Annotated in this window: 24 protein-coding genes and 1 other annotated feature; of the genes, 9 read left to right on the top strand and 15 right to left on the bottom strand. The window is 53.8% G+C overall.

What is annotated here, in order from left to right; genetic code table 11:
- Positions 1-81 precede the first annotated feature (81 nt).
- The 4 genes from NSQ24_RS08320 to NSQ24_RS08305 form a co-directional block, all read right to left on the bottom strand.
- On the bottom strand, positions 82-540 hold the full coding sequence (locus NSQ24_RS08320; protein ID WP_003387813.1) for a hypothetical protein: 459 nt from the start codon (positions 538-540) through the stop codon (positions 82-84).
- A 9-nt stretch (positions 541-549) separates the two neighbouring features.
- Positions 550-1,716 carry a sulfate adenylyltransferase gene (gene sat / locus NSQ24_RS08315; protein WP_003387815.1) on the bottom strand — a complete coding sequence of 389 codons (1,167 nt, stop codon included), beginning with the start codon at positions 1,714-1,716 and terminating at the stop codon, positions 550-552.
- 19 nt (positions 1,717-1,735) lie between these two features.
- Positions 1,736-2,437, bottom strand: coding sequence for a phosphoadenylyl-sulfate reductase (locus NSQ24_RS08310; protein ID WP_003387816.1), 702 nt, complete (start codon positions 2,435-2,437; stop codon positions 1,736-1,738).
- 181 nt (positions 2,438-2,618) lie between these two features.
- On the bottom strand, positions 2,619-2,885 hold the full coding sequence (locus NSQ24_RS08305; protein WP_003387817.1) for a hypothetical protein: 267 nt from the start codon (positions 2,883-2,885) through the stop codon (positions 2,619-2,621).
- Positions 2,886-3,157: 272 nt separating this feature from the next.
- Between NSQ24_RS08305 and NSQ24_RS08300 the strand changes: the two genes are divergently transcribed.
- Positions 3,158-4,195, top strand: a complete 1,038-nt coding sequence (locus tag NSQ24_RS08300; RefSeq protein WP_039071390.1) for a hypothetical protein — start codon at positions 3,158-3,160, stop codon at positions 4,193-4,195.
- A gap of 285 nt (positions 4,196-4,480) precedes the next feature.
- Here NSQ24_RS08300 and NSQ24_RS08295 read toward each other — a convergent pair whose 3' ends face one another.
- Positions 4,481-4,768, bottom strand: coding sequence for a tyrosine-protein phosphatase (locus NSQ24_RS08295; RefSeq protein ID WP_003387819.1), 288 nt, complete (start codon positions 4,766-4,768; stop codon positions 4,481-4,483).
- 36 nt (positions 4,769-4,804) lie between these two features.
- On the opposite strand from NSQ24_RS08295, the gene NSQ24_RS08290 reads away from it, so the two are divergent.
- A complete protein-coding gene (locus NSQ24_RS08290; protein ID WP_327926904.1) occupies positions 4,805-5,188 on the top strand; it encodes a hypothetical protein in 384 nt (127 codons plus the stop codon).
- A gap of 114 nt (positions 5,189-5,302) precedes the next feature.
- On the opposite strand, the gene rplT is transcribed toward NSQ24_RS08290, so the two are convergent.
- The 6 genes from rplT to glp form a co-directional block, all read right to left on the bottom strand.
- Positions 5,303-5,662 (bottom strand): 50S ribosomal protein L20, encoded by a 360-nt coding sequence (rplT, locus tag NSQ24_RS08285; RefSeq protein ID WP_003387821.1) that lies wholly within the window; start codon positions 5,660-5,662, stop codon positions 5,303-5,305.
- A 151-nt stretch (positions 5,663-5,813) separates the two neighbouring features.
- Positions 5,814-6,011 (bottom strand): 50S ribosomal protein L35, encoded by a 198-nt coding sequence (rpmI, locus tag NSQ24_RS08280; protein WP_003387823.1) that lies wholly within the window; start codon positions 6,009-6,011, stop codon positions 5,814-5,816.
- Positions 6,012-6,065: 54 nt separating this feature from the next.
- A complete protein-coding gene (infC, locus tag NSQ24_RS08275; protein ID WP_031932304.1) occupies positions 6,066-6,569 on the bottom strand; it encodes a translation initiation factor IF-3 in 504 nt (167 codons plus the stop codon).
- 41 nt (positions 6,570-6,610) lie between these two features.
- Positions 6,611-6,756, bottom strand: a sequence feature (ribosomal protein L20 leader region).
- A 73-nt stretch (positions 6,757-6,829) separates the two neighbouring features.
- Positions 6,830-7,849 carry a GTP 3',8-cyclase MoaA gene (gene moaA / locus NSQ24_RS08270; protein ID WP_003387825.1) on the bottom strand — a complete coding sequence of 340 codons (1,020 nt, stop codon included), beginning with the start codon at positions 7,847-7,849 and terminating at the stop codon, positions 6,830-6,832.
- A 39-nt stretch (positions 7,850-7,888) separates the two neighbouring features.
- Entirely contained in the window at positions 7,889-9,811 is a 1,923-nt protein-coding gene (locus NSQ24_RS08265) for a molybdopterin biosynthesis protein (protein ID WP_039071391.1), read from the bottom strand.
- A gap of 76 nt (positions 9,812-9,887) precedes the next feature.
- Positions 9,888-11,123, bottom strand: a complete 1,236-nt coding sequence (glp, locus tag NSQ24_RS08260; protein ID WP_171506405.1) for a gephyrin-like molybdotransferase Glp — start codon at positions 11,121-11,123, stop codon at positions 9,888-9,890.
- Between the two features lie 79 nt (positions 11,124-11,202).
- Between glp and NSQ24_RS08255 the strand changes: the two genes are divergently transcribed.
- Positions 11,203-11,478 (top strand): ubiquitin-like small modifier protein 1, encoded by a 276-nt coding sequence (locus NSQ24_RS08255; protein WP_003387828.1) that lies wholly within the window; start codon positions 11,203-11,205, stop codon positions 11,476-11,478.
- 1 nt (position 11,479) lies between these two features.
- The gene (locus NSQ24_RS08250; protein WP_003387829.1) at positions 11,480-11,752 is read left to right on the top strand and encodes a hypothetical protein; all 273 of its coding nucleotides are present in this window, start codon (positions 11,480-11,482) and stop codon (positions 11,750-11,752) included.
- A 75-nt stretch (positions 11,753-11,827) separates the two neighbouring features.
- Here NSQ24_RS08250 and NSQ24_RS08245 read toward each other — a convergent pair whose 3' ends face one another.
- Entirely contained in the window at positions 11,828-13,636 is a 1,809-nt protein-coding gene (locus tag NSQ24_RS08245) for an aldehyde ferredoxin oxidoreductase family protein (RefSeq protein WP_339167618.1), read from the bottom strand.
- Between the two features lie 254 nt (positions 13,637-13,890).
- Here NSQ24_RS08245 and NSQ24_RS08240 point away from each other — a divergent pair, with 254 nt between their 5' ends.
- Genes NSQ24_RS08240 through NSQ24_RS08220 form a run of 5 tightly spaced genes read left to right on the top strand, consistent with a single transcriptional unit; the run spans position 13,891 to position 18,239 of the window.
- On the top strand, positions 13,891-14,820 hold the full coding sequence (locus NSQ24_RS08240) for a helix-turn-helix transcriptional regulator (RefSeq protein ID WP_003387831.1): 930 nt from the start codon (positions 13,891-13,893) through the stop codon (positions 14,818-14,820).
- 31 nt (positions 14,821-14,851) lie between these two features.
- Positions 14,852-15,796 (top strand): extracellular solute-binding protein, encoded by a 945-nt coding sequence (locus tag NSQ24_RS08235; protein ID WP_339167616.1) that lies wholly within the window; start codon positions 14,852-14,854, stop codon positions 15,794-15,796.
- The gene (locus tag NSQ24_RS08230; RefSeq protein WP_003387833.1) at positions 15,780-16,442 is read left to right on the top strand and encodes an ABC transporter permease; all 663 of its coding nucleotides are present in this window, start codon (positions 15,780-15,782) and stop codon (positions 16,440-16,442) included. The genes NSQ24_RS08235 and NSQ24_RS08230 overlap by 17 nt, the downstream gene beginning before the upstream one ends.
- Before the next feature lie 4 nt (positions 16,443-16,446).
- Positions 16,447-17,187 (top strand): ATP-binding cassette domain-containing protein, encoded by a 741-nt coding sequence (locus NSQ24_RS08225; protein ID WP_003387834.1) that lies wholly within the window; start codon positions 16,447-16,449, stop codon positions 17,185-17,187.
- Positions 17,188-17,204: 17 nt separating this feature from the next.
- Positions 17,205-18,239: a ThiF family adenylyltransferase gene (locus NSQ24_RS08220; RefSeq protein ID WP_024984411.1), complete on the top strand. Its 1,035-nt coding sequence runs from the start codon at positions 17,205-17,207 to the stop codon at positions 18,237-18,239.
- A gap of 221 nt (positions 18,240-18,460) precedes the next feature.
- Here NSQ24_RS08220 and thrS read toward each other — a convergent pair whose 3' ends face one another.
- From thrS to NSQ24_RS08205, 3 genes are all read right to left on the bottom strand, one after another.
- Positions 18,461-20,374 carry a threonine--tRNA ligase gene (gene thrS / locus NSQ24_RS08215; protein ID WP_003387837.1) on the bottom strand — a complete coding sequence of 638 codons (1,914 nt, stop codon included), beginning with the start codon at positions 20,372-20,374 and terminating at the stop codon, positions 18,461-18,463.
- A 352-nt stretch (positions 20,375-20,726) separates the two neighbouring features.
- The gene (locus NSQ24_RS08210) at positions 20,727-21,644 is read right to left on the bottom strand and encodes a putative sporulation protein YtxC (protein ID WP_003387839.1); all 918 of its coding nucleotides are present in this window, start codon (positions 21,642-21,644) and stop codon (positions 20,727-20,729) included.
- A 166-nt stretch (positions 21,645-21,810) separates the two neighbouring features.
- Positions 21,811-22,029, bottom strand: a complete 219-nt coding sequence (locus NSQ24_RS08205; protein ID WP_003387841.1) for a hypothetical protein — start codon at positions 22,027-22,029, stop codon at positions 21,811-21,813.
- Between the last annotated feature and the right edge of the window lie 75 nt (positions 22,030-22,104).

The raw sequence follows: 22,104 nt of genomic DNA, 5'->3' as shown, positions 1-22,104 counted from the left end.
CAACTTCATCGGCGCCTCACGGTCAGCCGATCTCAGCCAGTCGATTGAAGACTGCGACACGGTAACGGGTGTCAATCGGCCCTACCTACTAGCCGCTATGGCGGCAGCGACTTTCAGTAAGGCGGCTCGAAGGCGAGCAATGCTCTGCATTCTTTGCCCAGTTCTCATCATCCTGGGCTCTCTGTAAAAGAAGTGGCAGGCACCATCCTTGTCATAGCCGGTTTGAATCAATATTTTCAATATTTCATTGTTGTCTGAAAATAAAGTGTTATGTCTGATTATAGCCACGCGTCTAGGGGGTGTCAACGAGATAAAAAACATTTTGCCGGACTTTTGTCCGAACGAATGTTCAGTCAAAAACGGCTTCGCCGTGCGGTTTTTTCGTGTAAGCGGATTCACATTCTTTTCAAAAAATTTGCGCTGCCGCTGCATTTTCTCCGGCCCAGAGCCCCCTCCATCCTGCTTTCCGTCGAAAAACGAGTCAGGAGATTCCGATCCCTGCCCAGCAAAAAAGCCCGGGCTTTCCCGGACTTTCGGCATGGTCTCTCTTTACGCTTTCAGCCCATTTTTCTCCGCCATCCCTCTGATCAGCACCTTGGCTACCTCGGGTCGGGAAAATTCGGCTGGAGGCATCACTCCGTTGCGAAGCAGCTCCCTTACCTTTGTACCGGACAGCTTTACATGCTGCTTGCTGTCATGCGGGCAGGTCTTGCCTGTCGCCATTCCTTGGCATGCCTTGCAGTAGAAGCTGTGTTCAAAAAAGAGCAGTTGAATCCCCAGCTCCCCAGGCAAAAACTCGGAGAAAATGTGCTGTGCATCATAGGTTCCATAGTAATCTCCGACTCCGGCATGATCCCGCCCTACGATGAAATGGGTGCAGCCGTAATTTTTCCGCACCAAAGCATGAAACACCGCCTCTCTCGGCCCGGCATATCTCATCGCTGCCGGAAAAGAGGCCAAAAACACCCTGTCCCGCGGATAGTAATGCTCAAGCAGCACCTGATAGCTCTCCATCCGGACGACAGCCGGCACGTCGTCCGCCTTCGTTTCCCCCATCAGCGGATTCAGAAACAAGCCGTCGACGATTTCCAAAGCGGTCTTTTGGATGTACTCATGGGCCCGGTGGACCGGATTGCGTGTCTGAAACCCGACGACAGTCTTCCAGCCCTTTTCCTTGAATGCTTCCCTCGTCTCCGCCGGCGTATAGTAGGTATCGGCAAACAGTGCGGGAATGGGTCTTTTCAGGACGTCGATCGGACCGCCAATGTACAGATCGGGCTTCTCAAACAGCTTTTTTACTCCGGGATGCTCCAGATCGTTTGTACGGAATACATGCAAGGCTTCTCGTCTTTTATCAGGCTTGTATTTGCTGTTAACCGTCAGCACTGCGTACACCGTACCATCTTCCCCCGCCAGCAGCACTTCGTCCCCGATCCCGACATCCCGCACAGTTCTCTCATCCACGGCGAGGGTGACCGGAATCGACCAGACCGTGCCGTTTTGCAAACGCATCGATTCGACAACAGACTCGTAATCCGCTTCTTCGAGAAAGCCGGTAAGCGGCGAAAACGCTCCGATGGCAATACAATCGATGTCTGACAGCGTCCAGCGATCCACCGTTATGACCTTGCGGCTTCCTTTCTGCGGCAACCTTTTTTCCGGCGATACGAGTCGATTGATCAAAATGCCACCGTGGGGCAGGCTGCACTGTTTCATCATCCTCATCTCCCATTGCTTATTTATGCAGTCCGCATTCTGTTTTCGAAAAACCGCTCCACCTGCCAGCACGGGGGTCCTCTCCCGGCATTACAGGCCGGGTGCAAACACTGCATCCAATACTCGGATAGTGGCGATCATGCAGAGGGTTGTAGACGACATCGTGGGACCGGATGTACGTCCAGACGTCTTCCTGAGTCCAATCCGCCAACGGGTTCAGCTTGACCAACTGAAATTTTTCATCCCACTCCACCTTTTTCGCATTTGCCCGCGTAGGGGCCTGCTCCCGCCGAATTCCTGTAATCCATGCGCTATATGTGGAAAGAATTTCTCGCAGCGGCTCTACCTTCCGAAGCTTGCAGCAGAGATTCGGTTCCCTTTCCCAGAGCTTGTCGCCGTATCTCTCCGCCTGTTCTTCCAGAGTGAGCGCTGGCAGCTTTTGAATGAATGAGATGCCATAACGCTCTTGCAAGCGATCCCTCGTCGACAGCGTTTCCGGAAAGTGTTTGCCTGTGTCGAGATAAAAGATTGGCGTTTTCGGGGCCAGCTTGTGCAGCATGTCGATCAAGACGACGTCTTCCGCACCGAAGCTGGATGCCAGGACAATCTCTGTCCCAAACTGTTCGATTCCCCATGCGAGCACATCCTGGGGGTGCTTGGTTTCCAGGCGGTAAGCTGTCACATTCAGCTCCGCGTCCGAAAACCTGCGTTGATGGGTCATGCGTTTACTCTCCCTTCCTGCTAGGCTTACCTCACATCATATGAGGAAAGCAGGCGGGTGGATATTCGTCCCGGCAAACAATTGCCCACCGGCAGCCAGTGAATTCTCCCGTCAGTGATCGACTTTCCCGGAGAGCAAAAAAGCGCCGCCGGATTTTTTCATCCAGACGGCGCTCTTGAATTTACTTGTCAGAGTTTTCGTTTTCGTAGGGAGCAAAGAAGCTGACCACCGGCATTGTGGCTGGTGTTGCCAGTGATGTTGTGGCTTGCGCTGCCGCTTGCCCCTCAGACTGGCTGCTGTCAGATACGGTGCTTTTTCCCAGGAACGAGGATGGCGGCACCACGTATGTTCCTTTATTTTCGCTCTCCTTGGCAAAGGCTCCTGTCGTCAGCATCGCCGAGCTCGCTACTGCCAGAAGGCCCAACATCATCCATTTGTTCTTTTTCATCTGTTCTAACACTCCTATCCAGGATTTTCTTTCACGCTCTCATCGTAACGCATCTGCATGGAGGCCAGAAACGGACGGGAGATGGGTTTTATTTCCTCCCGGAGACGGATGCATCGGCAGGTTTCAAGCCTGAGTTCCCCCGGTGAGGCATACCATCCTTTCCAAGACCATTGCACCAGTACCAAATTCTCATTTTTTCCCAATTCCATGTACAAAGAAGAAAAAAATGGTACGATGCTGTTGTTCTGATTTTTTTCCTAGGAGGATTATGCATGAAGAAAGTGATCGGCATATGGCTTACGGCCATTCTCTTGATTGCCGCTCTCACCGCTTGTTCGCAAAACGCCAAACCGGCTGATGAGAAGGCCCCCCAAAAAACCGAGGAGGCTTCATCGGATACGAAAACATCCGATACATCCTCATCTGAAGCAAATAAAGCTCCCGGAGAAGCCGTCCCCTTTGAAGTGGTTGGACAGTCCTCTGAAGACGCTCCGACCGATCAGGGTCAGACCGAGGTGCGTCTCGGGGGGAATGTTACCGTCGAAGAGAAGGAACTCGTCATCAAAGGGACCAGCAATCTGCTGCCTGGGGCCATCGTGGAGGCGGAGGTTACCTCAAAGGGCTACAACATGTGGGGATACAAGGCAAAGACAGAAGTTAACGGGGACGGCAGCTTTGAGATGACTGTAAAAAAGCCGGATGTCAAAAATACGATGGATGTGGAGCTTTCCTTTGATCCCTACGACCAAAGCGATCGCCTCAAGAAAGTCTATGGAGATAGCGGGGAGAAGCTGGCCGGACCATTCGTCTACCAGTCCAGCAATTTTGCCGAGATAGCATACTACGCTGCTGCTTACGCTCATGTGGCCCATGATGCCCCACTCAAAACGGCCGTCGCATTTGAGACTCCGAAGTGGGATAGACCTTCCGATTACGGGGACCCGACCGTCTGGTTCAAACCAACTGTGACCAAGGATGAAAAATACCTCTACGTCTCGGTAAAAAGCAACCTGTTGGAAGGGGCAACTGTCAAAGGGGATGTCGATATTCCCGGGCACATTCATTACGGATACACGGACTCTACGCGTGTCAAGCCCGATGGCTCGTTTACCTTGCAAATCGCCCATCCCAAAAAGGTCAAGGAGTATTATTTCCTGATTCGCTATGAGCCTGAAGAGGTGACGTGGCCAACCTTGAAGGAAGCCTACGGAACAAAAGGCGAAAAGCTGAAGGGTGAACTGGTCAAAGTGAAAGACAAAGATGACAAGACGATCAATATCGTAGAGATGAAAATCAAAATTACCGAGTAGAGCCTGACTTTCAGTCGAAAAATGCGTGTAAAAAAGAAACTGCCGGTTCGCTTCACTTTCGCAAGCAACTCGGCGGTTTCTTTTTGTCTTAGCGAGCGGCATATGAGCAGACAGTCATATTTTCGGCGTCCGAATCGCTGCTATTTGGCGTCTGTCTCGCTGCTTGTGACATCCATCTGTTATTTTTTAAGCGCGACTCGCTGCTTTTCGGAGACCATGAGTTCACTTGCAGCTTTTCAAAAGTCCCACCGCAGCTTTTTAAAAGTCCACTCGCAGCGCTTCCCTTTATTTCTTCTGAGCAGCCTCAGGCTTCTTCGGTGTTCCTTCCAGAAGCAAATCCTGCATCGCTTTGCGCTTCTCCTTCGTTAGCCCCAGCGCTTTCTCCAGGTATTCGTCATAGGAGCCGTAAGACTTCTTGATTTCGTCGAGAGCAGTCTGGAGGTACTCCTTGCGCACATCCAGCAAGCCTTGAGAAATCTCCATGCTGTATGGATCGAGCGCGTCCTTGAACATGTCGACCGCGATCTTGTTTGCCCCTTCGCGGTATGTATTGCTTTGCTGAGCAGGAGTCATCCATTACGGTCTCTTCCGGTACGTCCAGGGTTAACTTTGGCTGCAAAAAGCTTTTTGGAGATTTTTCCGTCTCAGGGCTCATCCATCTTTCACTACTCGGTTCTCGAGCAAACAGGCGAAGGCATTCTCGGCTACGACGATTTTGGGCCGTACTCGATGCGAGACGTTCGCGCCGAAGTATGGCGACTGCCCTCTGTTCTTACTGCCGTTCGCGAAAAGCAGACGACTGTCTCCTTGTCCGATTCGATGCACCAGTATCCTTCTCGTTATGTACAGGGGTTGAACCATTTGCTGATCGTGCCGATCTGCTCGTCGTCAACCGTCATTGGTTTTGCCGGATTATGCAGGCATGCAGGCGGTCCTTCTTCGATTTCCCAAAACCTGGTCCATTATGCATCAAATCCGCTGTCAGGAAGCTAAAGGCGCATAACCGCTCGCAGGCCGTGGCCAAAGCGATGGGCCGGGGGCTGATTTGCTAACTCGATAAAAATAAAAAAACCGGTCAACCCCGAAGGGACGACCGGTTTTATTGTCTTACGCGTTCAGTTTGCTTTTTGCAACTGTTGCCAGCTCGTTGAATGCCAGTTTGTCATTCACAGCCAGATCAGCAAGCATTTTGCGGTTTACTTCAACGCCAGCCACTTTCAGGCCATGCATCAGACGGCTGTAGGACAGACCGTTGAGGCGAGCTTGCGCGTTGATACGAGTGATCCACAGTTTGCGGAAATCACGTTTTTTCTGACGACGGTCGCGATACGCGTACATCAGGGACTTCATTACCTGTGCGTTCGCGGATTTAAACAGGCGATGCTTGGAACCGAAGTATCCTTTCGCCAGCTTCAGGATTTTCTTATGACGACGGCGTGATACAATGCCACCTTTTACTCTTGGCATACTAAATTCCTCCTGATATTCCAGCACGGCGGCCTGATTGACTAGCGGCCGGGGCGAAAGCCAGACTGAAAGCTGGCCGGCTTACCCAACCTCCACAAGGCGCTTAGGGAGCACATGCTGATCATAGTGTTTGTTGGTTCGAGAATACGGTTTACAGATACGTAACCAGCTGTTCGATGCGTTTTTGGTCGCCTTTGGACACCAGAGCGCCTTTGCGCAGGTGGCGCTTCGCTTTGGTGGATTTGTTGGCAAACAAGTGGCTGGTGTAAGCGTGGTCGCGCTTCAGTTGGCCGGAACCAGTCTTTTTGAAACGCTTCGCAGCGCCTTTATGAGTTTTCATTTTCGGCATGGTGGTAATCCTCCTGTCCTAAACTGCTGTTTCGAGGCGGTGTGGCCTCGGCTTTTACTTTTCCGCTTTCGGCGCCAAAATCATGATCATGCTGCGGCCTTCAATTTTAGGCTTGCGCTCTGGAGCTGCAAGATCTTCACAAAGGGTGGCAACACGTTCCAAGACTTGCTGTCCGATCTCGGAGTGAGTGATTTCACGTCCACGGAAACGAATCGAGCACTTCACCTTGTGCTGTTCTTCCAAAAACTTGCGGACGTTGCGAAGCTTCGTTTGAAAATCGTGTTCCTCGATGTTGGAAGAGAAACGCACTTCCTTCAACTCGATGATCTTCTGGTTGCGACGCGCTTCCTTTTCCTTCTTTGCCTGTTCGTACTTGAACTTGCCGTAGTCCATGATACGGCAAACCGGCGGCTTGGCTGTCGGAGCTACGTTCACCAGATCGAGATCAGCTTCCTGCGCGATACGCAGCGCTTCTCTGATGGGCACGACTCCCAACTGGCTCCCGTCCGATCCAATTAAACGGACTTCACGGGCGCGAATCGCTTCGTTCACTAACAGTTGATCCTTGCTAATACTTGCCACCTCCGTCTTTTTCGAGAAGGAACAAAAATGTGCGAACGCTAATGCGCCCGCACATATCTCACCTAGCAAATACAACAGATTCACAGATTGCTTTGCGAGTGACCTGTCAACAGTCAAAATGACGTCGAACCAGGTGAGAAGCTGGGCGCTCCTGCTTTTTCTCGAAGGTATAAGTGTTTATACTCATATAATCATACTGGGTGAAGCAAGTCTTGTCAAGGGGGACTTCACTTTCACTATCCACCGATATGGGACATCTCTACCTTGGATCGTTTGGCGATCCCCGGCGTATTCTTGAGACGCTCCTCGGAATAGCGGTCATCCCGGCGAAGCCAGATCGAGCTGATCAGCTCCCGGATTTCCCCGTCGCTCTTCCCTTCCCGCAGCGGCTCGCGCAAATCCTCGCCGGACGAGGCAAACAGACAGTTGTACATTTTGCCCTCCGCCGACAAGCGGGCACGCGTACAAGTGGAGCAAAACGCCTGGGTGACCGAAGAGATCAAGCCGATCTCCCCCTCCTCGCCGACATAGCGGTACCTCGATGCGACTTCTCCGTAATAATTGGGATCAGCGGCTTCCAAAGGCATCTCGCTGTGAATCATGCTGACGATCTCCCTGGATGGCACCACCTGATCAAGCCTCCAGCCATTGCTGTTGCCGACGTCCATGAACTCGATAAAGCGCAGGATGTGCTTTTTCTCCCGGAAATACCGGGCCATCGGCAGGATATCCTGGTCGTTGACTCCGCGCTGCACGACCATATTGATTTTCACGCCAAGTCCCGCTTCAGACGCAGCCTCTATTCCTTCGAGTATCTGCTCCACGCGGTACCCTCGGCCGTTTATCTTGCTAAAGCGCTCGTCATCGAGAGAATCCAGACTCACTGTCACTCTGTCGAGTCCCGCCTGCTTCAGCTCCTTGGCGTGCTTGGCCAGCAGCGAGCCATTGGTGGTCATCGCAATATCCTTGACCCCCTCTACCCCGCGAATCATCCTGATCAAGTCCGCCAGATTCCTGCGCATCAATGGCTCTCCGCCTGTAATGCGGATTTTCTCGACACCGAGCGAAGTAAAAATGGCGGTCAACCGTGTAATTTCCTCAAACGTAAGCAGCTTGTGCTGCGGCAAGAACGGATAGTCCGGGCCAAATATTTCAGCAGGCATGCAGTATTGGCAGCGAAAATTACATTTGTCTGTCACAGATATGCGCAAATCGCGGAGAGGACGTTTTCGTGAATCAAACACTTGCTTTTCCATCGCTGACCACTCCCCATTCGCCATCATTACCCTGCTTGCTTACGTGGGTGACAGATGGGACGATATATATATGATACTGCCAGAATCGCGGCAATTGTAGCCCCCTAAACGCTCAACTTCTTGAACAAATTGCGGAGAACGGATGATTTCCAAAAGCTGTGCGCCCTCTTCGCTCCGGTAGAACGATCCGCTCATCAGCAGATCATAGCGCTCTTCGGCGACCGGAATAAAATCGAGTCCCATCGCTTTGGCCGCCGAATAAATGCCCAGTCCGACATCAGCAGTGCCACCGGCGACCGCGGCGGCGACACTTAAATGGGAGACTGCCTCACGGGAATAGCCGTAAATGTCCGCTTGATCAATCCGCTCTTGCTTGAGCAAATAATCCAGCAGCAGCCTCGTTCCCGCACCCCTTTGACGGTTGATGTACGTGACGCCGGGTCTTACCAGGTCGCGAACCGTAGCAATCCCCAGCGGATTTCCCGGTTTGACGATCCAGCCTTGCTGACGGTAGACCAGCTGGATGAGCACCACGTCCTTGCCGGGCAAATATTTTTCCACAAACGGCTGATTGTAGGTGCCTGTCGCTTCATCGAACAAGTGGATACCTGCGATATGGGCTTCCCCTTTTTGAATGGCCAGAATCCCTCCCATACTGCCGAGATGGGAGGAGACGAGGAACCGATCCGGATGGGCCAGGCGAAGCAAGGTATGGAGCACGTCCATGGACAAATCATGGCTTCCGGTAGCTACGATCGTGTTATGAATCTGCTCGAGCGGCCGATACAGCTCGATTTCCGCCGTCTCTCCCTGCTCGTATCCGAGATGGCCGGGGGAGATTCGCAAGAGCCCGTCGGCCCGTACCATCGACATGGTGACTCCCGCCGCGCGGGTCAATGGATTGGCGATGTACCTGCCGTCGATACAGCCGACCGTCATGCGGATAAAGTCTTCCGCTCCCATGACGGAAACGATGCGTCGCCCGATTGTCGCTTTAATCTTCTGACGCTCGTTCTCCATCACTCCATAATACCGATGAATGAGCGAACGGGCAAACCATTCCAGATTCAAGTAGGCGGAAACGGGATATCCCGGCAGCCCGATCACGGGTTTTCCTTCCACAATCCCGACTACCACCGGCTTTCCCGGACGGGTCGCTACTCCATGTGTCAGCACTTCCCCCAGCTCTTCAACGACATGGACGGTAAAATCCTCCCGGCCCGCTGACGAACCGGCATTCAACAGCACCAGGTCCGCATCCTGCACGGCCGATTTGACCGCTTCCCTGATCAATCCGCAGTCGTCCGGAACGATGCTGTGAATGACCGGCTCCGCCCCCCACTCCTCCAAATAAGCGGCAAAAACGGCTCCGTTAAATTCGATGATCTCCCCTTCGGCTACCTTCTCGGAAGGAGGGATCAGCTCCGATCCGGTCGGAATGATGACAACTCTCGGCTTCTTGTAGACCGGAATCGTGACATTGCCGCCCGCGAGCAATGCTCCCAGATCGACTGGCCGCAGCTTGTGGTGGGCCGGCACGATGACCTCGCCGATCACAACGTCTTCGCCGATCGGACGGATATGCTGCCAGGGTGCGACCGACTCCAAAATCTCGATCGTCTCCTCGTCCACCTGATGCACATATTCGATCATGATGACGGCGTCGAATCCGTCGGGAATCGGGTCTCCGGTATCTACTTCTACGTAGTCCTCCCCGCGCTTCAGCCTGACGGGATGCTGCTCGTCTGCCCCAAATGTCTTCTCAGCCCTTACGGCGATGCCGTCCATCGCAGATGCATGGTAATTGGGCATGGAAACCTTGGCGTAAATCGGCTCGGCGGTAACCCGGCCAAGTGCTTTTGCCGTCGGAATGTACTCGATCTGCGGCGCGAAGCGGACTTTTTTCGCAATCTTCTCTTGTGCTTCCCGAAGCGGGGTGTCTTCCAGGTAGATTTTCCGCATACTTCTCCTCCTGCGAACGTTTCAGCGTTGGTTTGATCCCTGCGCTTTCGCCCTTCTATGACTTGCTTTTTTTGCTTCAGCTCTTGAAAAGATGTACTTTGACAGACTCGCCTTCTACGATTCCTTCTTTATTTGCCGCAATCTCCACGATCCCTTCGCTTTCGACCAGCGTGGAAATCAGGCCCGACTTTCCAAAGACGGGCACAGCCCACAAGCCGTCCTCTCGCTCCTCCAGCTTGACTCGAATGTAATCCGTCCGCCCAACCGCGGAAGGGACGTTTCTCGCTATTTTTGCCGACAGGCGCAGGTCCGTCTGAGCCGGGCGAAGCCCCTGGAGTCTCTCCAGTATGGGGACAGCGAAGAGTTGAAACATAATCATCGCCGATACCGGATGACCGGGCAAGCCCATCACCGGTTTTTCTCCCGCTTTTGACAGAATTGTCGGCTTGCCGGGCTTGGTCGCGACACCGTGAACCAGAACGCCGGGATCACCGAGAGACTGCATCACCTGTACGGTGTAGTCCCTCGTCCCGACGGAGCTGCCGCCCGACAAAATGAGAAAATCCACTTTATGAAACAATTCGCTTGCCCGTTTGGCAAAGGTATCGTAATCATCTTTGACGATTCCCCCGTACAGGACCGTTGCTCCGCATTGCCGGGCTGCCGCTCCGATGGTGACGCTGTTGATGTCCCTTACTTCTCCCGGGGCAAGCACCTTTTTTTCCGAAGGAACGATCTCGTCTCCGGTGGACAATATGCCGACGATTGGCCGAGGGTGTACACGCACCGATGTCCTTCCGATCGCAGACAGGACGCCAAGATCCTGTGGACGGAGCCGATGCCCGCAAGCCATGACCAGCTCTCCTCGCTCCACGTCGTCGCCGGCCCGGACGATATTTTCGCCTGGAGCAACTTGCCGGAAGACATTCAACATCTCCCCAACCTCTTCGACATGCTCGATCATGACGACGCTGTCAGCCCCGGCAGGGATCATCCCTCCTGTCGGAATTGCCTGAGCCTGTCCTTCATGCAGGGCAGTATCCGCTGCCATGCCCATCTCGATCCGGCCTGTTATGTCCAGGAACGCCGGCAATGAATCCGAGGCCCCAAACGTATCTTTGGCGCAAACAGCAAAACCGTCTACCGTCGAGCGGGAAAAGTGCGGCACCTGCTCATCAGAGATGACGTCTTCGGCAAGCACCATCCCGCACACTTCGATCAGGGGAAGCTCGACGGGAGGCCGGCAGGGCTGGAATTGCTCGTTGATGATGCGCAGCGTCTCGGACACGGTTTTTACATGGAAGAATTTCATGTCTGCCTCCCTTTGGAATAATCGTTTAGCTTGATCACAGGATCGACTATAATTACAAGAAAAAGGAGAAAATTCCGATATGATCGTAAAGGTATTCGCCAATTTCCGCGAAATTTGTCAGGCAAAAACGGTAGAAGTCCCTACAGACAACGGCAATCGGGTCATCGATATCCTCGAGACGCTGATCAGGATGTTTCCTGCGTTGGAAGAGGAGGTCTTCACACCGGAGCGAACACTCAAACCATTTGTCCACGTCTTTATCAACGGGCGCAATGTCATTCATGCAGACGGGCTGGAGACACGCGTGCAGGAGGATGACCAGTTTGCGCTGTTCCCTCCGGTAGCAGGAGGCTGAAATGGCTGAGCAAACCGTGGAGCTGCGCGGCATCCCTCTCTCTCACCTGATCACCTATCTCGCCGAGTGCGGCGGAGTGCCGCTCGGCGATACGCTGCCGATCACAGTCCGAGGCGAACGTTGGCAAGCTGAATTGTTGCGGGAGGAAACCATACCGATTACCTCCCGCTTTGAGGTGCAAGCCGTGTTTATCCGCTTTCAGGCTGACGATCAGGGAACGCTCGACCGACTGTGGGAACGCTTTCGGATCAAGGTTCTCCGGGTTGGCGGTTGACAGGCCGGAAACAGCCGGCGAGAAAGAAAGATAGCCAGAAAAAGGTGGATGCCAGGCTCCACCTTTTCTTGCTTGCTAGGAAATGCCCAGCTCTTTCAGTTTTGCTTCAGGCACAACGCCGTCCACCCAGCCGCGCACCTGGTAGTATTCGTCCAGCATGACGTCCATGCGGCTTACATGGCCGGCACTGTTCCCTGTTCCCGGCTCTTCCGTAAAGCGTTTGGGCAGGTGGTCGTCCTCCCGTTTATTGAATCCGGCCAGGTTGTTGTAATGGCGCTCCAGATTGTAGATGCGCTCGCCGATTTTCATGACGTCGTCCGCGCTTACTTGAACGCCGGTCATCGTCGCGTACTGCTCAGCGTAGTTCTCCGCATTTTCCGAGAACGAGGAGAATTTGCAAATGTTCATCGAGTCGGAGAAGGCCAATAGGTCCTGGAATACCTTCAGCAGCTCTCCCTTGCCTTCCGATTTCAGGCGGTCTGTCGGCATCGGGATACCGGCAATTTCGCTGGCAACCGTGTACCCGCGCAGGTGACAAGCCCCCCTGTTGCTGGTCGCGTAGCCGAGTCCAATCCCCTGGATGCCGCGCGGATCATACGCCGGAATGGCCTGACCCTTGACGCACATCGCCAGGTTTTCGTCGCCGAAGTGCTTCGCCGCTCGGGCGGTTCCTTCTGCGAGCACATCGCCGATCCCTTTCCGGAAGACGAGCATTTCCGTCAGCTCGATCATCCGGTCTGCATCGCCCCAGTCGATTCTCTCTTCCGTCAGCCCCTTCTCGTACGCTTCCATCATACAGGACAGCGTATTCCCCAGCTCAATCGTGTCCATGCCGTGCTCGTTGCACAGATTGATCAAAAAGGAAATCGGCGCCGCGTCGCTTACTCCACAGTTGGCGCCAAGCGCCCAGCCGGACTCGTACTCGAAGCTCTCGACGCGGGTTTTGTACTTGCCTTCCTTTACTTCGACTTCCTTTTTGCAGGCTACCGGACAGGCATGGCAGGTATTGTCCGCCACGAGCAGCGTAGCGTTGACCGTCTCGCCGCTGTGCCCCTCTGCTCCGTCCCAGTGCGAATATTTGGAATTCATCGTCGGAAGTGCGCCTACTTCATTGATGATACTGGTCAAAACGTTCGTGCCGTATACAGAGAGACCGCCCTTTTTCGGAGCCGTCAGACCGCCTTCCATGATCGCTTTGAGCGCCTTCTGGTTTGCTTTCTTGTACTCCTCATCCTGTGCAGGCTGCGGCATGTTTCCTTTTTGGGGCGCCTTGATGACGATCGCCTTCAAATTCTTGCTGCCGGCTACCGCCCCTGTGCCCCCACGCCCTGCCGCTCGGTCGTTTTCGTTCATGAACCCCGCAAAGCGAACCAGATTCTCTCCCGCTTGTCCGATGCAGATCACACTTAGGTCTTCCTTGCCGTAGCGCTCTTGCATCGCCTTTACTGTAGCGCGGGTCCCCTTTCCCCACAAGTCGCTTGCATCGCGCAGCTCTCCCTGTCCGTTCTCGATGTACAGGTAGACTGGTTTGTCGCTTTTGCCTTTGAAAATGACGTTGTCGATGCCCGCCCACTTCAGCCGCGCAGCCGACCATCCGCCCATGTGGGAATCCGTCACCGTACCTGTCAACGGAGACTTGGTCACCATACAGAGACGGCCGCTCATCGCCGAGCGCGATCCGGTCACCGGTCCGGTCATCACACAAAGGATGTTCTCGGCAGAAAACGGTTCCACCTGCGGACCGTTGTCATACACGTATTTCACTCCAAGCCCGCGTCCACCGATGTACTTCCTCGCCAGCTCCTCGTCGATCTGGCGATAATCCACGGCACCGGAAGAGAGGTCGACCAGGATCTCACGGTTTTTGAAACCTCCCAGGTTCATCGCATGCTTCCCCCTTTTTTTCCATATGGTTGAATCTGAACGTTATCCTCTCTAAGTTCGACTATCGAGCAGGATTTCCTTCCTATAATACTGCGGCGGATCGGCAAAATTACCAATTTTTCGATTATTTTTTCGACTGATGTATTGCCAAGCGAACCATTCCTCAAGTATGTTTGTTTTAAACAAAACGGAACCAAACTGCTACCAACAAAACCAAACAAAACCAAATTAACGTGCTCGGAAGGGGGATTCTGGTGGATCGGGCGTATCTCACTCCGGAAGAGGTCGCTGCAGTATTAAAGCTGTCCAAGTACACCGTTTACGAGATGATCAAGCGCAAGGAATTGCCGGCTTCCAAAATCGGACGAGCCCTGCGCATTCTCCGAACTGATCTCGACCATTTCATGCGCGCTCACAAATCGTCAGAGGAGGAGCTTCCGACTCTCCATGACCGCTCCGCCGTTTTGCGAAGAGGTCACCCGCTGCAGGAGATTTACTTTGCCGGCAGCCATGACTTGTCGCTCGACCTGCTCACCCGTATGATCGCCAGACGCGGGGTAACGCTGTTCCCTGTCTATTCCGGGAGTATGGACGGATTGATCGAGCTGTACAAAGGCCGCGTGGACATCGCCGGCTGTCACCTGCTGGACCAGACGACCGGCGAGTATAACCTCCCCTATATCCGCTCTCTGCTGCCAAACGAGGAGGTGGCCGTCGTCAATCTCGTCACCCGTTGGCAAGGGTTTATCGTGCCTCTGGGCAATCCGCGGATGATCACCAGCTGGGAGGAGTTTCTCTCGGGCCGTCACCGCATCGTCAACCGTCAGCGAGGCTCAGGCACTCGGGTGCTGCTCGACTTCAAGCTGCGCCAGCTCGGCCGCTCCGCCGATCGCGTACCCGGCTACTACCGGGAAATGAACACACACTACGAGCTTGCTTCCGCTGTCCTGCGGGGAGACGCGGACACTGCACTGGGAATCGAAAGTGCCGCCCGCGGGCTTGGACTAGACTTTTTCCCTGTGCAGGAAGAGCGGTACGATCTCGTATTGCCTACGAGACTGCTCGATCAGGAGCGATTCCGCATCATGCTCGAGGTGCTGCGCGACCCGGGCTTTAAACAAATGGTCGTCGCCATGGGAGGCTACGGGGTGTCCTCAACCGGAAAAATAATTGACAGAATGTAAAAATGATTTCAACAATAGGGAGATGATTAGATTGAAGCGTCTTTATGTCTCTTTCTTCGCTGCCGTTCTTTCTTTGCTTCTCGCCGCCTGCTCGCAGGAGCCATCGGCAGCAACGCAAAGCTCGCAGCAGCCTCCGGCAGGAAATCAGCAGCAGGCCACCGCTGCGGAGCCGCGGCAACCGGCAGCTCCCGAATCGAAGCCGTCGGAATCGTCCGCCAAGGAGATCGTTTTGGCCACGACGACCAGCACGCAAGATTCCGGCCTGTTGGATGTGATGCTGCCCGCCTTTGAGCAAAAGAGCGGCATCAAGGTAAAGGTCGTCGCCGTCGGAACCGGACAGGCGATCAAGCTGGGCGAGGACGGCAATGCCGACGTGCTCCTCGTGCACTCCCGAAAGGCGGAGGACGAATTCGTATCCAAAGGATTCGGAACAGACGCCTATGACGTCATGTACAACCAGTTCTACATCGTAGGTCCCGCTGATGATCCGGCCGGCGCAAAAACAGCGAAAACCGCAGCAGAAGCGTTTGCCCTCATCGCGGAAAAGAAGGCTCCATTCATCTCTCGCGGTGATGATTCGGGAACGGACAAGAAGGAGAAAAGCATCTGGAAGGAAGCGAAGCTCACTCCCGAGGGCGACTGGTACCTCTCCTCTGGTCAAGGAATGGGGGCAACCCTGCAAATGGCGGATGAGAAAAATGCCTACACGCTCACAGATGAGGCCACCTATCTCTCCCGCAAGCTGAATTTGCAGGTCGTCATGCAGGGAGATCAGTCTTTGCTGAATCCATACGGCATTATCAAAGTAAAATCGACTTCCAAACCGGATGAAGCGATGCAATTTATCCAGTTTTTCACCGGCGAGGAGGGGCAAAAAAATAATCGGCGAGTTCGGGAAAGACAAATACGGAAAAGGGCTGTTCGTCCCTTCTGCCAAGAAACGATAGGGGCTCTGCTTCATGCTCATGACCCCTGAAGTATGGGAGGTTGTCTGGCTCTCCCTCAAAGTGACAACGACTGCAATATTGCTCGGCTCTTTGATCGGCATTCCGCTCGGCGCCTGTCTCGGTCTTTATTCTTTCCCGGGAAAACGGCTGGTTATCGTATTGATTTACACTTGTATGGGTCTTCCCCCGGTGTTGGTCGGGGTCATCGTCTATTTATTGCTCTCCCGATACGGGCCGCTCGGTTCGCTCGGCCTTTTGTTCACTCCGGAGGCGATGATGCTTGCCCAGGTCGTCTTGGTCACTCCGATCCTGGCTGGATTAAGCCTGTCTGCCGTCCAGGCAAAGGAGAGGGCCTATTGGGAAACCGCGAAAAGTCTCGGTGCCAGCCCTCTGCAGCTCGTCTTTACCATCGTCAAGGAAGCGCGCAAAGGCATCTGGGCTGGCGTAGCAGCCGCATACGGCAGAGCGATTTCCGAAGTTGGCGCCGTCATGCTCGTGGGCGGTAATATCGAGCACCATACACGGGTTATGACCACAGCGATCATACTCGAAACGAGAATGGGCAACTTCACGGCAGGACTGCAAATGGGATTGGTCCTTTTGCTGATCAGCTTTTTGTTCAACAGCTTCTTGGTTATCGGCGTACTGAACCAATTAAAAACCGGGCGGAGATGACAGGATGAACAAGCTCAAGCTCAGCGACCTGGAAGTCGCCTACAGAGGAAAGACCGTATTGCGTGTAGACAAAGCCGTATTTGAACATAGGAAAATCTACGGCATCGTCGGTCCCAGCGGTTCGGGCAAAAGCACCTTGCTGCGTGCGATGACGCTGTTGGAGCAGCCGGCTGCAGGCAGGATGGATGTGTTTGGCACGGTTGTTGACCTTTCTTCGCTCACCCACGCAAAAGGCTTGCCACTGCAGCGGCGGATCGGTTACGTCCCGCAAAAGCCAACCATGTTTGACTCCACCGTCTTTGACAATGTAGCACTGGGGCTGCGTTATCGCGGAACAGATCGGACGGCGATCCGTTCGCTCGTCACGGAAGCGCTGGAACTGGTCGAGCTGGGGCATACGGCCAAGCAGCGTGCGCATACCCTATCGGGCGGAGAGGCGCAGCGGATCGCCCTGGCAAGGGTGCTGGTATACCAGCCTGATCTGCTCTTTCTCGATGAACCGACTGCAAACCTCGACCCTTATCACATCGCCATTTTCGAGCGAGTGCTGAAAGCGATCCAACAGACGCGGGACATCACGATCCTGATCGTGACTCACAATTTGCAGCAGGCAAGGCGGTTGACCGACGAATGCTTGTTTATCCACAAGGGACGGATCGTTGAAAACGGAAGTACGGAGGCGTTTTTTACCCGGCCGAAAAGTCCCGAGCTGCAGGACTTCCTCTGCGGCCGGATGATTTACTAAAAAAGGGGGCCTGGATAATGAATCCGGATTGGATGCAGCGCTATTCCAGACAGATGCTGTTTGCCCCGATCGGCAGTGCGGGACAAAATATGCTGCAACAGAAAAAAGCGGCAGTCGTCGGGATGGGAGCACTGGGAACCGTCCTCGCCAATCACTTGGCGAGAGCCGGCGTCGGATACCTGCGGCTGATCGACAGGGATTTTGTGGAGGAAAGCAACCTCCAGCGGCAAATGCTCTACGATGAAGCGGATGCCAGGCAGCATCTGCCAAAAGCGGTCGCCGCAACTGCCAAGCTGAGGCGCATCAACGCTGACATTGCTGTCGAAGGAATCGTCGCAGACATCAGCCCGGTCAATGCGGAAGCCCTGCTCTCCGATGTGGATGTCATTCTCGACGGGACAGATAACTTTCAGATTCGTTATCTGATCAACGACGTAGCCGTAAAGCATTCGATTCCCTGGGTTTACGGCGGCGTTGTAAGCGCGCGCGGAATGTTCTCTGTTATCCGCCCCGGCATCACTCCCTGCTTTCGCTGTCTATTTCCTACCGCTCCCGCAGGACGGGGAGAAACATGCGATACAGTCGGCGTGATCGGCCCTATTGTTCACATTGTCGCATCCTACCAGGCGACGGAAGCGCTCAAACTGCTCATCGGAGCGGATGACATGCTGAATCCCCATCTGGAACAGCTAGACATCTGGGAAAACGACTTCATGCAGATGAATGTCGCAAATGGCCGAAATCCTGCATGCCCCGCCTGTGTCGGGCGAAGCTTCAGCAGTCTCGAGTGGCAAGAAGGGGCTGAGGAGTTTGCCGCGCTGTGCGGCAGAGATACGGTCCAAATCAGCCCGCAGCGCCCCCTCTCTGTCAATCTCGACCGAATGGCCGAGCGCTTTCGCGTCCTCGGACGAGTCGAAGCCAATCCGTTTCTGCTCCGCTTTCATGTGGAAGGCTGCACGCTCGTCTTTTTCCAGGACGGACGCGTGCTCATCCAGGGTACAGATGACATCGCAGCTGCCCGGAGACTGTACGCCAAGTACGTAGGACATTAACGGACAGTCGGGAGCAAAAAAGCCCTGGTCTGCAGATCATTCCAAGAGGGGGTCCGGATCGCTCGTCGCCCGAGTTCGCTATCCCGAGTTTGCAGTCCCGGGTTCGCTTTATGAAAAAAGGTGCTGTCCCGGCTCTTGCGGACAGCACCTTTTTCATTTCCGATTTCAAACGGACAGCTTGTTTGTTTCTCCCCTGTACTGACCCAAGCGGTCTGTCAGGTTTACTTCATTTCGCTAATCTCGGCTTTAATCTTGTCGAGGAAGGCATCTACGCTCATGCCGCCCTCGTCGCCTACGCCGCGCTTGCGGACGGACAGCGTCCCTTGAGCGACTTCGTTTTCACCGATAACCAGCATGTAAGGCACTTTTTGCACCTGTGCCTCGCGGATTTTGTACCCGATTTTTTCATTGCGGGCATCAAGCTCCACGCGAATGCCGGCTTGCTCCATTTTTTCCTTGACCTTTTGCGCGTATTCCACATGCACTTCATTGATCGTCATCAGGCGAACCTGAACCGGAGCGAGCCAGACCGGGAATGCGCCAGCATAGTGCTCGATCAGGATACCGATAAAGCGCTCCATCGAACCGTACATGGCGCGGTGCAATACGACCGGACGATGCTTCTCGTTGTCTTGGCCGACATATGACAGGTCAAACTTCTCAGGCATTTGGAAGTCGAGCTGGATCGTACCGCACTGATGGCGGCGTTTCAGCGCGTCCGTAATCTGGAAGTCGATCTTCGGTCCGTAGAACGCACCGTCTCCTTCCTTGATTTCGTACGGCAATCCCGCTTCTTCCAACACGTTTCTCAAGGATGTTTCGGCAATCTCCCACAGCTCATCGGAACCCATCGAATCCTCAGGACGAGTGGAAAGAGCTACGCTGTACTCAAATCCGAACACTTTGTAGATCGAGTCGATCAAACGGATCATGCTCTTGATCTCTCCCTCGATCTGGTCCGGACGAACAAATACGTGGGCATCGTCCTGACAGAAGGTCCGTACCCGAAGCATCCCGTTCAGTGCGCCGGAATACTCGTGGCGGTGCACCTGACCGAATTCGGAGTAGCGAATCGGCAGATCGCGGTAGGAGTGCATTTTGTTTTTATAGATCAGCATGTGGCCGGGACAGTTCATCGGCTTCAATGCATAAGTGGTATTGTCTACCTCGGAGAAGTACATATTCTCGTGGTAATGATCCCAGTGGCCCGACTGCAGCCAGAGGCGCTGGTTCATAATAAACGGAGAGCGCACTTCCGTGTAGTGGGCCAGCTGCTGCATGCGGCGGGAGAATTGCTCCAGCTCGTTGCGGACAGTGAAGCCGTTCGGCAGATAAAACGGCATGCCTGGCGCTTCTTCGGAAAACATGAACAGCTCCAATTCCTTGCCCAGCTTGCGGTGGTCGCGTTTTTTCGCTTCTTCGATAAAGTGCAGATATTCATCCAGCTCCGCCTTCTTCGGCCAAGCCGTGCCGTATACGCGCTGGAGAACCTGGTTATCCGAATTTCCGCGCCAGTACGCCCCAGCCACACTCATCAGCTTGAATGCTTTGATGAAACCGGTGGACGGCAAGTGCGGTCCGCGGCACAGGTCGAAGAATTCACCCTGCTCGTAGATGGTGATAGTGGCATCTTCCGGAAGGTCGCGAATCAACTCCAGCTTCAGGTGATCGTTAATTTCCTTGAAGATCGCGACTGCTTCGTCACGGCTTACTTCTTTGCGGCGGATCGGCAAGTCTTCCTTGATGATCTTTTCCATTTCCGCCTCGATTTTTGGCAGATCATCCGGGGTGAGTGCCACCGGGATATCCATGTCGTAATAAAATCCGTCTTCGATCACCGGACCGATGCCCAGCTTTACCTCTTTCCCGTACAGGCGTTTAATCGCCTGAGCGAGCAAGTGGGCCGTGCTGTGACGATACACTTCCACACCATCCGCGGAATCAAGCGTAACGATCTCAACGGCCGCATCCTCCTCGATCGGTGTGTAAAGATCGACTACCTTGCCGTTTACTTTACCGGCAACCGCCTTTTTCTTCAGACTGGAGCTGATCGAACCGGCGATCTCTTCGACAGTGACGCCTGCGTCATACGGACGAACGGCGCCGTCAGGGAATGTAACGTTGATTTGTGCCACGATCCATACTTCCTTTCTCCATCGTATTTGCTTTGTTTAGGGAAAATAAAAAAGCACTCATCCCTGAAGGGACGAGTGCTTGTAACCCGCGGTACCACCCTACTGGCCTGTAGACATGCCCTGCCCATAAACGGGTCAAAAGCAGGTCGATTCCAGACCTCTCGAAAACGTAACGGTTTGAACCGGCTCGCCGATACTGTGAGCAAGAAGCTCTTTCCCGGCGGCTACTCGAAGGGGGTAGATCGATACGTGTACGCAGCGGGCTTCCAGCCTGTGTCCCGCCTCTCTGGAGCAACATGGGTATCGTCCATGTCCTTCTCATTGTATTTTCCGTGTTAGGTTGTTTTTCGTATTATAAAGGAGTTGGTTTGTTTACGTCAAGTACACGTCTGCCGGACAGACACAGGGAACACGAATGGCAGGTGATCAGCCGGTTTTCAAAAATGCTGCGAACGGTCTGTGTCAATGCGGGCCTGTCCTGCGCCATGTGAAAAACGATACGTTCCGGCGCAATCGCTACCAGAGCGCTCACCAGATAATCCTCTTCCCGGCATTTCTGTTCATCCGTAAACATGACGGCGTCCAGATGGTCCAGCCAGATTCGGTCTCCGTGTTTGTCATAGAGATGGAAAGGTTTGTCCACACTAGGAACAACGTGAACGACTTCCTGCTTGGCTTCCTGATCGGCGATAAAAAAGCGCAGCAGGTCAACGAACTCCTGATACTGCCTGTCTTCGAGATAATCGTCAAGGCCGGTTTCGATCAGCTCAAACAACTCATTCCAATGCTCCTGCAGACGGAAGCGGACAAACCCGAGTACGTTCAATTCGCGCTCGTCCTCCAGGTAGTCCCGCACTTTCCGGTATATCCTTGCTTTCCGGGTAGTCGCTTGCAGAAGATCGGCTTCTTCTTCCCCTTCTGCAAAAAGCCGCTGGACGAACGGAATAACGTAAGGCCACTCTTCTTCAAGCTGCTCGGACTCGATCAGGTCGCCGGCTATTTCCTCCATGACCTCCGGTTCCTTGACCCGAATGACCCACTCGGCTACAGCCAGCGAGATAAATGCACGTGCCCATTCTATCGTCTCCGCATCGTATTCTTCCATACACCAGCTTTGAAAGCGAAACATCCTGAAATCGCCCTGATCGCGTTCTTCATATGTAATGCGCACCGGATCGGTGTTGACCCGCTCCTTCATCTCATCGATGATCGAGCGAAAAGCATCACAATGCGCAGGGACATTTTCAAAATATAAGGCGTACGTTTGCATCGTCCATCTCCCCAATCCGCAATGTAGTTACAGTATATGTCCTGCTTGAGGCGATATACTTTTAAACGGATGGAAACAGAGGGAAGGTTGCACATCGAAGACAGCGGGCGCTTTTCAAAGCAAGAAAAAACAACCCTACCTCTTGGCAGGGTTGCGCTGCTAATAATTATTCAAAGCCGATCTCCTCATACACTTCAGGGTCCCAATAAATAACCGATTGCTCCAAGGGAACGTTCATCTCGCGTGCTCCGTTGGGCTTTCCGTTGAAGTAGATAATTTCCGTAATGGCCAAACGATCGCCTCGTATGTCGATTTCTCCCTTAAATTCAAGAGTGGTTCCATTTGGTGCAAAAAAGATGACTTTCCCCGATCCCAGTGTTTTCATTGGGTACCTCCCGTTGTATGGTCTGTACCCTTATAGTAGTAGACAATCTTTCCCAACGTCAACAATTCCTAGAGA

The sequence above is a fragment of the Brevibacillus sp. FSL L8-0520 genome (assembly GCF_037963895.1).
GTDB classification, from domain to species: domain Bacteria; phylum Bacillota; class Bacilli; order Brevibacillales; family Brevibacillaceae; genus Brevibacillus; species Brevibacillus borstelensis.
The sequence above is the reverse complement of the archived record's forward strand: the minus strand, read 5'-3'. Positions and strand labels throughout refer to the sequence as shown.

What these genes read in the sequence shown, in the direction of transcription:
- NSQ24_RS08210 (WP_003387839.1), bottom strand. Translation starts at nt 21,644, where the DNA reads ATGCAAACGTACGCCTTATATTTTGAAAATGTCCCTGCGCATTGTGAT.
- NSQ24_RS08225 (WP_003387834.1), top strand. Translation starts at nt 16,447, where the DNA reads ATGAACAAGCTCAAGCTCAGCGACCTGGAAGTCGCCTACAGAGGAAAG.
- moaA (WP_003387825.1), bottom strand. Translation starts at nt 7,849, where the DNA reads ATGGAAAAGCAAGTGTTTGATTCACGAAAACGTCCTCTCCGCGATTTG.
- rplT (WP_003387821.1), bottom strand. Translation starts at nt 5,662, where the DNA reads ATGCCAAGAGTAAAAGGTGGCATTGTATCACGCCGTCGTCATAAGAAA.
- glp (WP_171506405.1), bottom strand. Translation starts at nt 11,123, where the DNA reads ATGAAATTCTTCCATGTAAAAACCGTGTCCGAGACGCTGCGCATCATC.
- NSQ24_RS08310 (WP_003387816.1), bottom strand. Translation starts at nt 2,437, where the DNA reads ATGACCCATCAACGCAGGTTTTCGGACGCGGAGCTGAATGTGACAGCT.
- NSQ24_RS08300 (WP_039071390.1), top strand. Translation starts at nt 3,158, where the DNA reads ATGAAGAAAGTGATCGGCATATGGCTTACGGCCATTCTCTTGATTGCC.
- NSQ24_RS08255 (WP_003387828.1), top strand. Translation starts at nt 11,203, where the DNA reads ATGATCGTAAAGGTATTCGCCAATTTCCGCGAAATTTGTCAGGCAAAA.
- NSQ24_RS08305 (WP_003387817.1), bottom strand. Translation starts at nt 2,885, where the DNA reads ATGAAAAAGAACAAATGGATGATGTTGGGCCTTCTGGCAGTAGCGAGC.
- NSQ24_RS08230 (WP_003387833.1), top strand. Translation starts at nt 15,780, where the DNA reads ATGCTCATGACCCCTGAAGTATGGGAGGTTGTCTGGCTCTCCCTCAAA.
- rpmI (WP_003387823.1), bottom strand. Translation starts at nt 6,011, where the DNA reads ATGCCGAAAATGAAAACTCATAAAGGCGCTGCGAAGCGTTTCAAAAAG.
- NSQ24_RS08295 (WP_003387819.1), bottom strand. Translation starts at nt 4,768, where the DNA reads ATGACTCCTGCTCAGCAAAGCAATACATACCGCGAAGGGGCAAACAAG.
- NSQ24_RS08265 (WP_039071391.1), bottom strand. Translation starts at nt 9,811, where the DNA reads ATGCGGAAAATCTACCTGGAAGACACCCCGCTTCGGGAAGCACAAGAG.
- NSQ24_RS08245 (WP_339167618.1), bottom strand. Translation starts at nt 13,636, where the DNA reads ATGAACCTGGGAGGTTTCAAAAACCGTGAGATCCTGGTCGACCTCTCT.
- NSQ24_RS08220 (WP_024984411.1), top strand. Translation starts at nt 17,205, where the DNA reads ATGAATCCGGATTGGATGCAGCGCTATTCCAGACAGATGCTGTTTGCC.
- NSQ24_RS08250 (WP_003387829.1), top strand. Translation starts at nt 11,480, where the DNA reads ATGGCTGAGCAAACCGTGGAGCTGCGCGGCATCCCTCTCTCTCACCTG.
- NSQ24_RS08320 (WP_003387813.1), bottom strand. Translation starts at nt 540, where the DNA reads ATGCCGAAAGTCCGGGAAAGCCCGGGCTTTTTTGCTGGGCAGGGATCG.
- NSQ24_RS08205 (WP_003387841.1), bottom strand. Translation starts at nt 22,029, where the DNA reads ATGAAAACACTGGGATCGGGGAAAGTCATCTTTTTTGCACCAAATGGA.
- sat (WP_003387815.1), bottom strand. Translation starts at nt 1,716, where the DNA reads ATGAAACAGTGCAGCCTGCCCCACGGTGGCATTTTGATCAATCGACTC.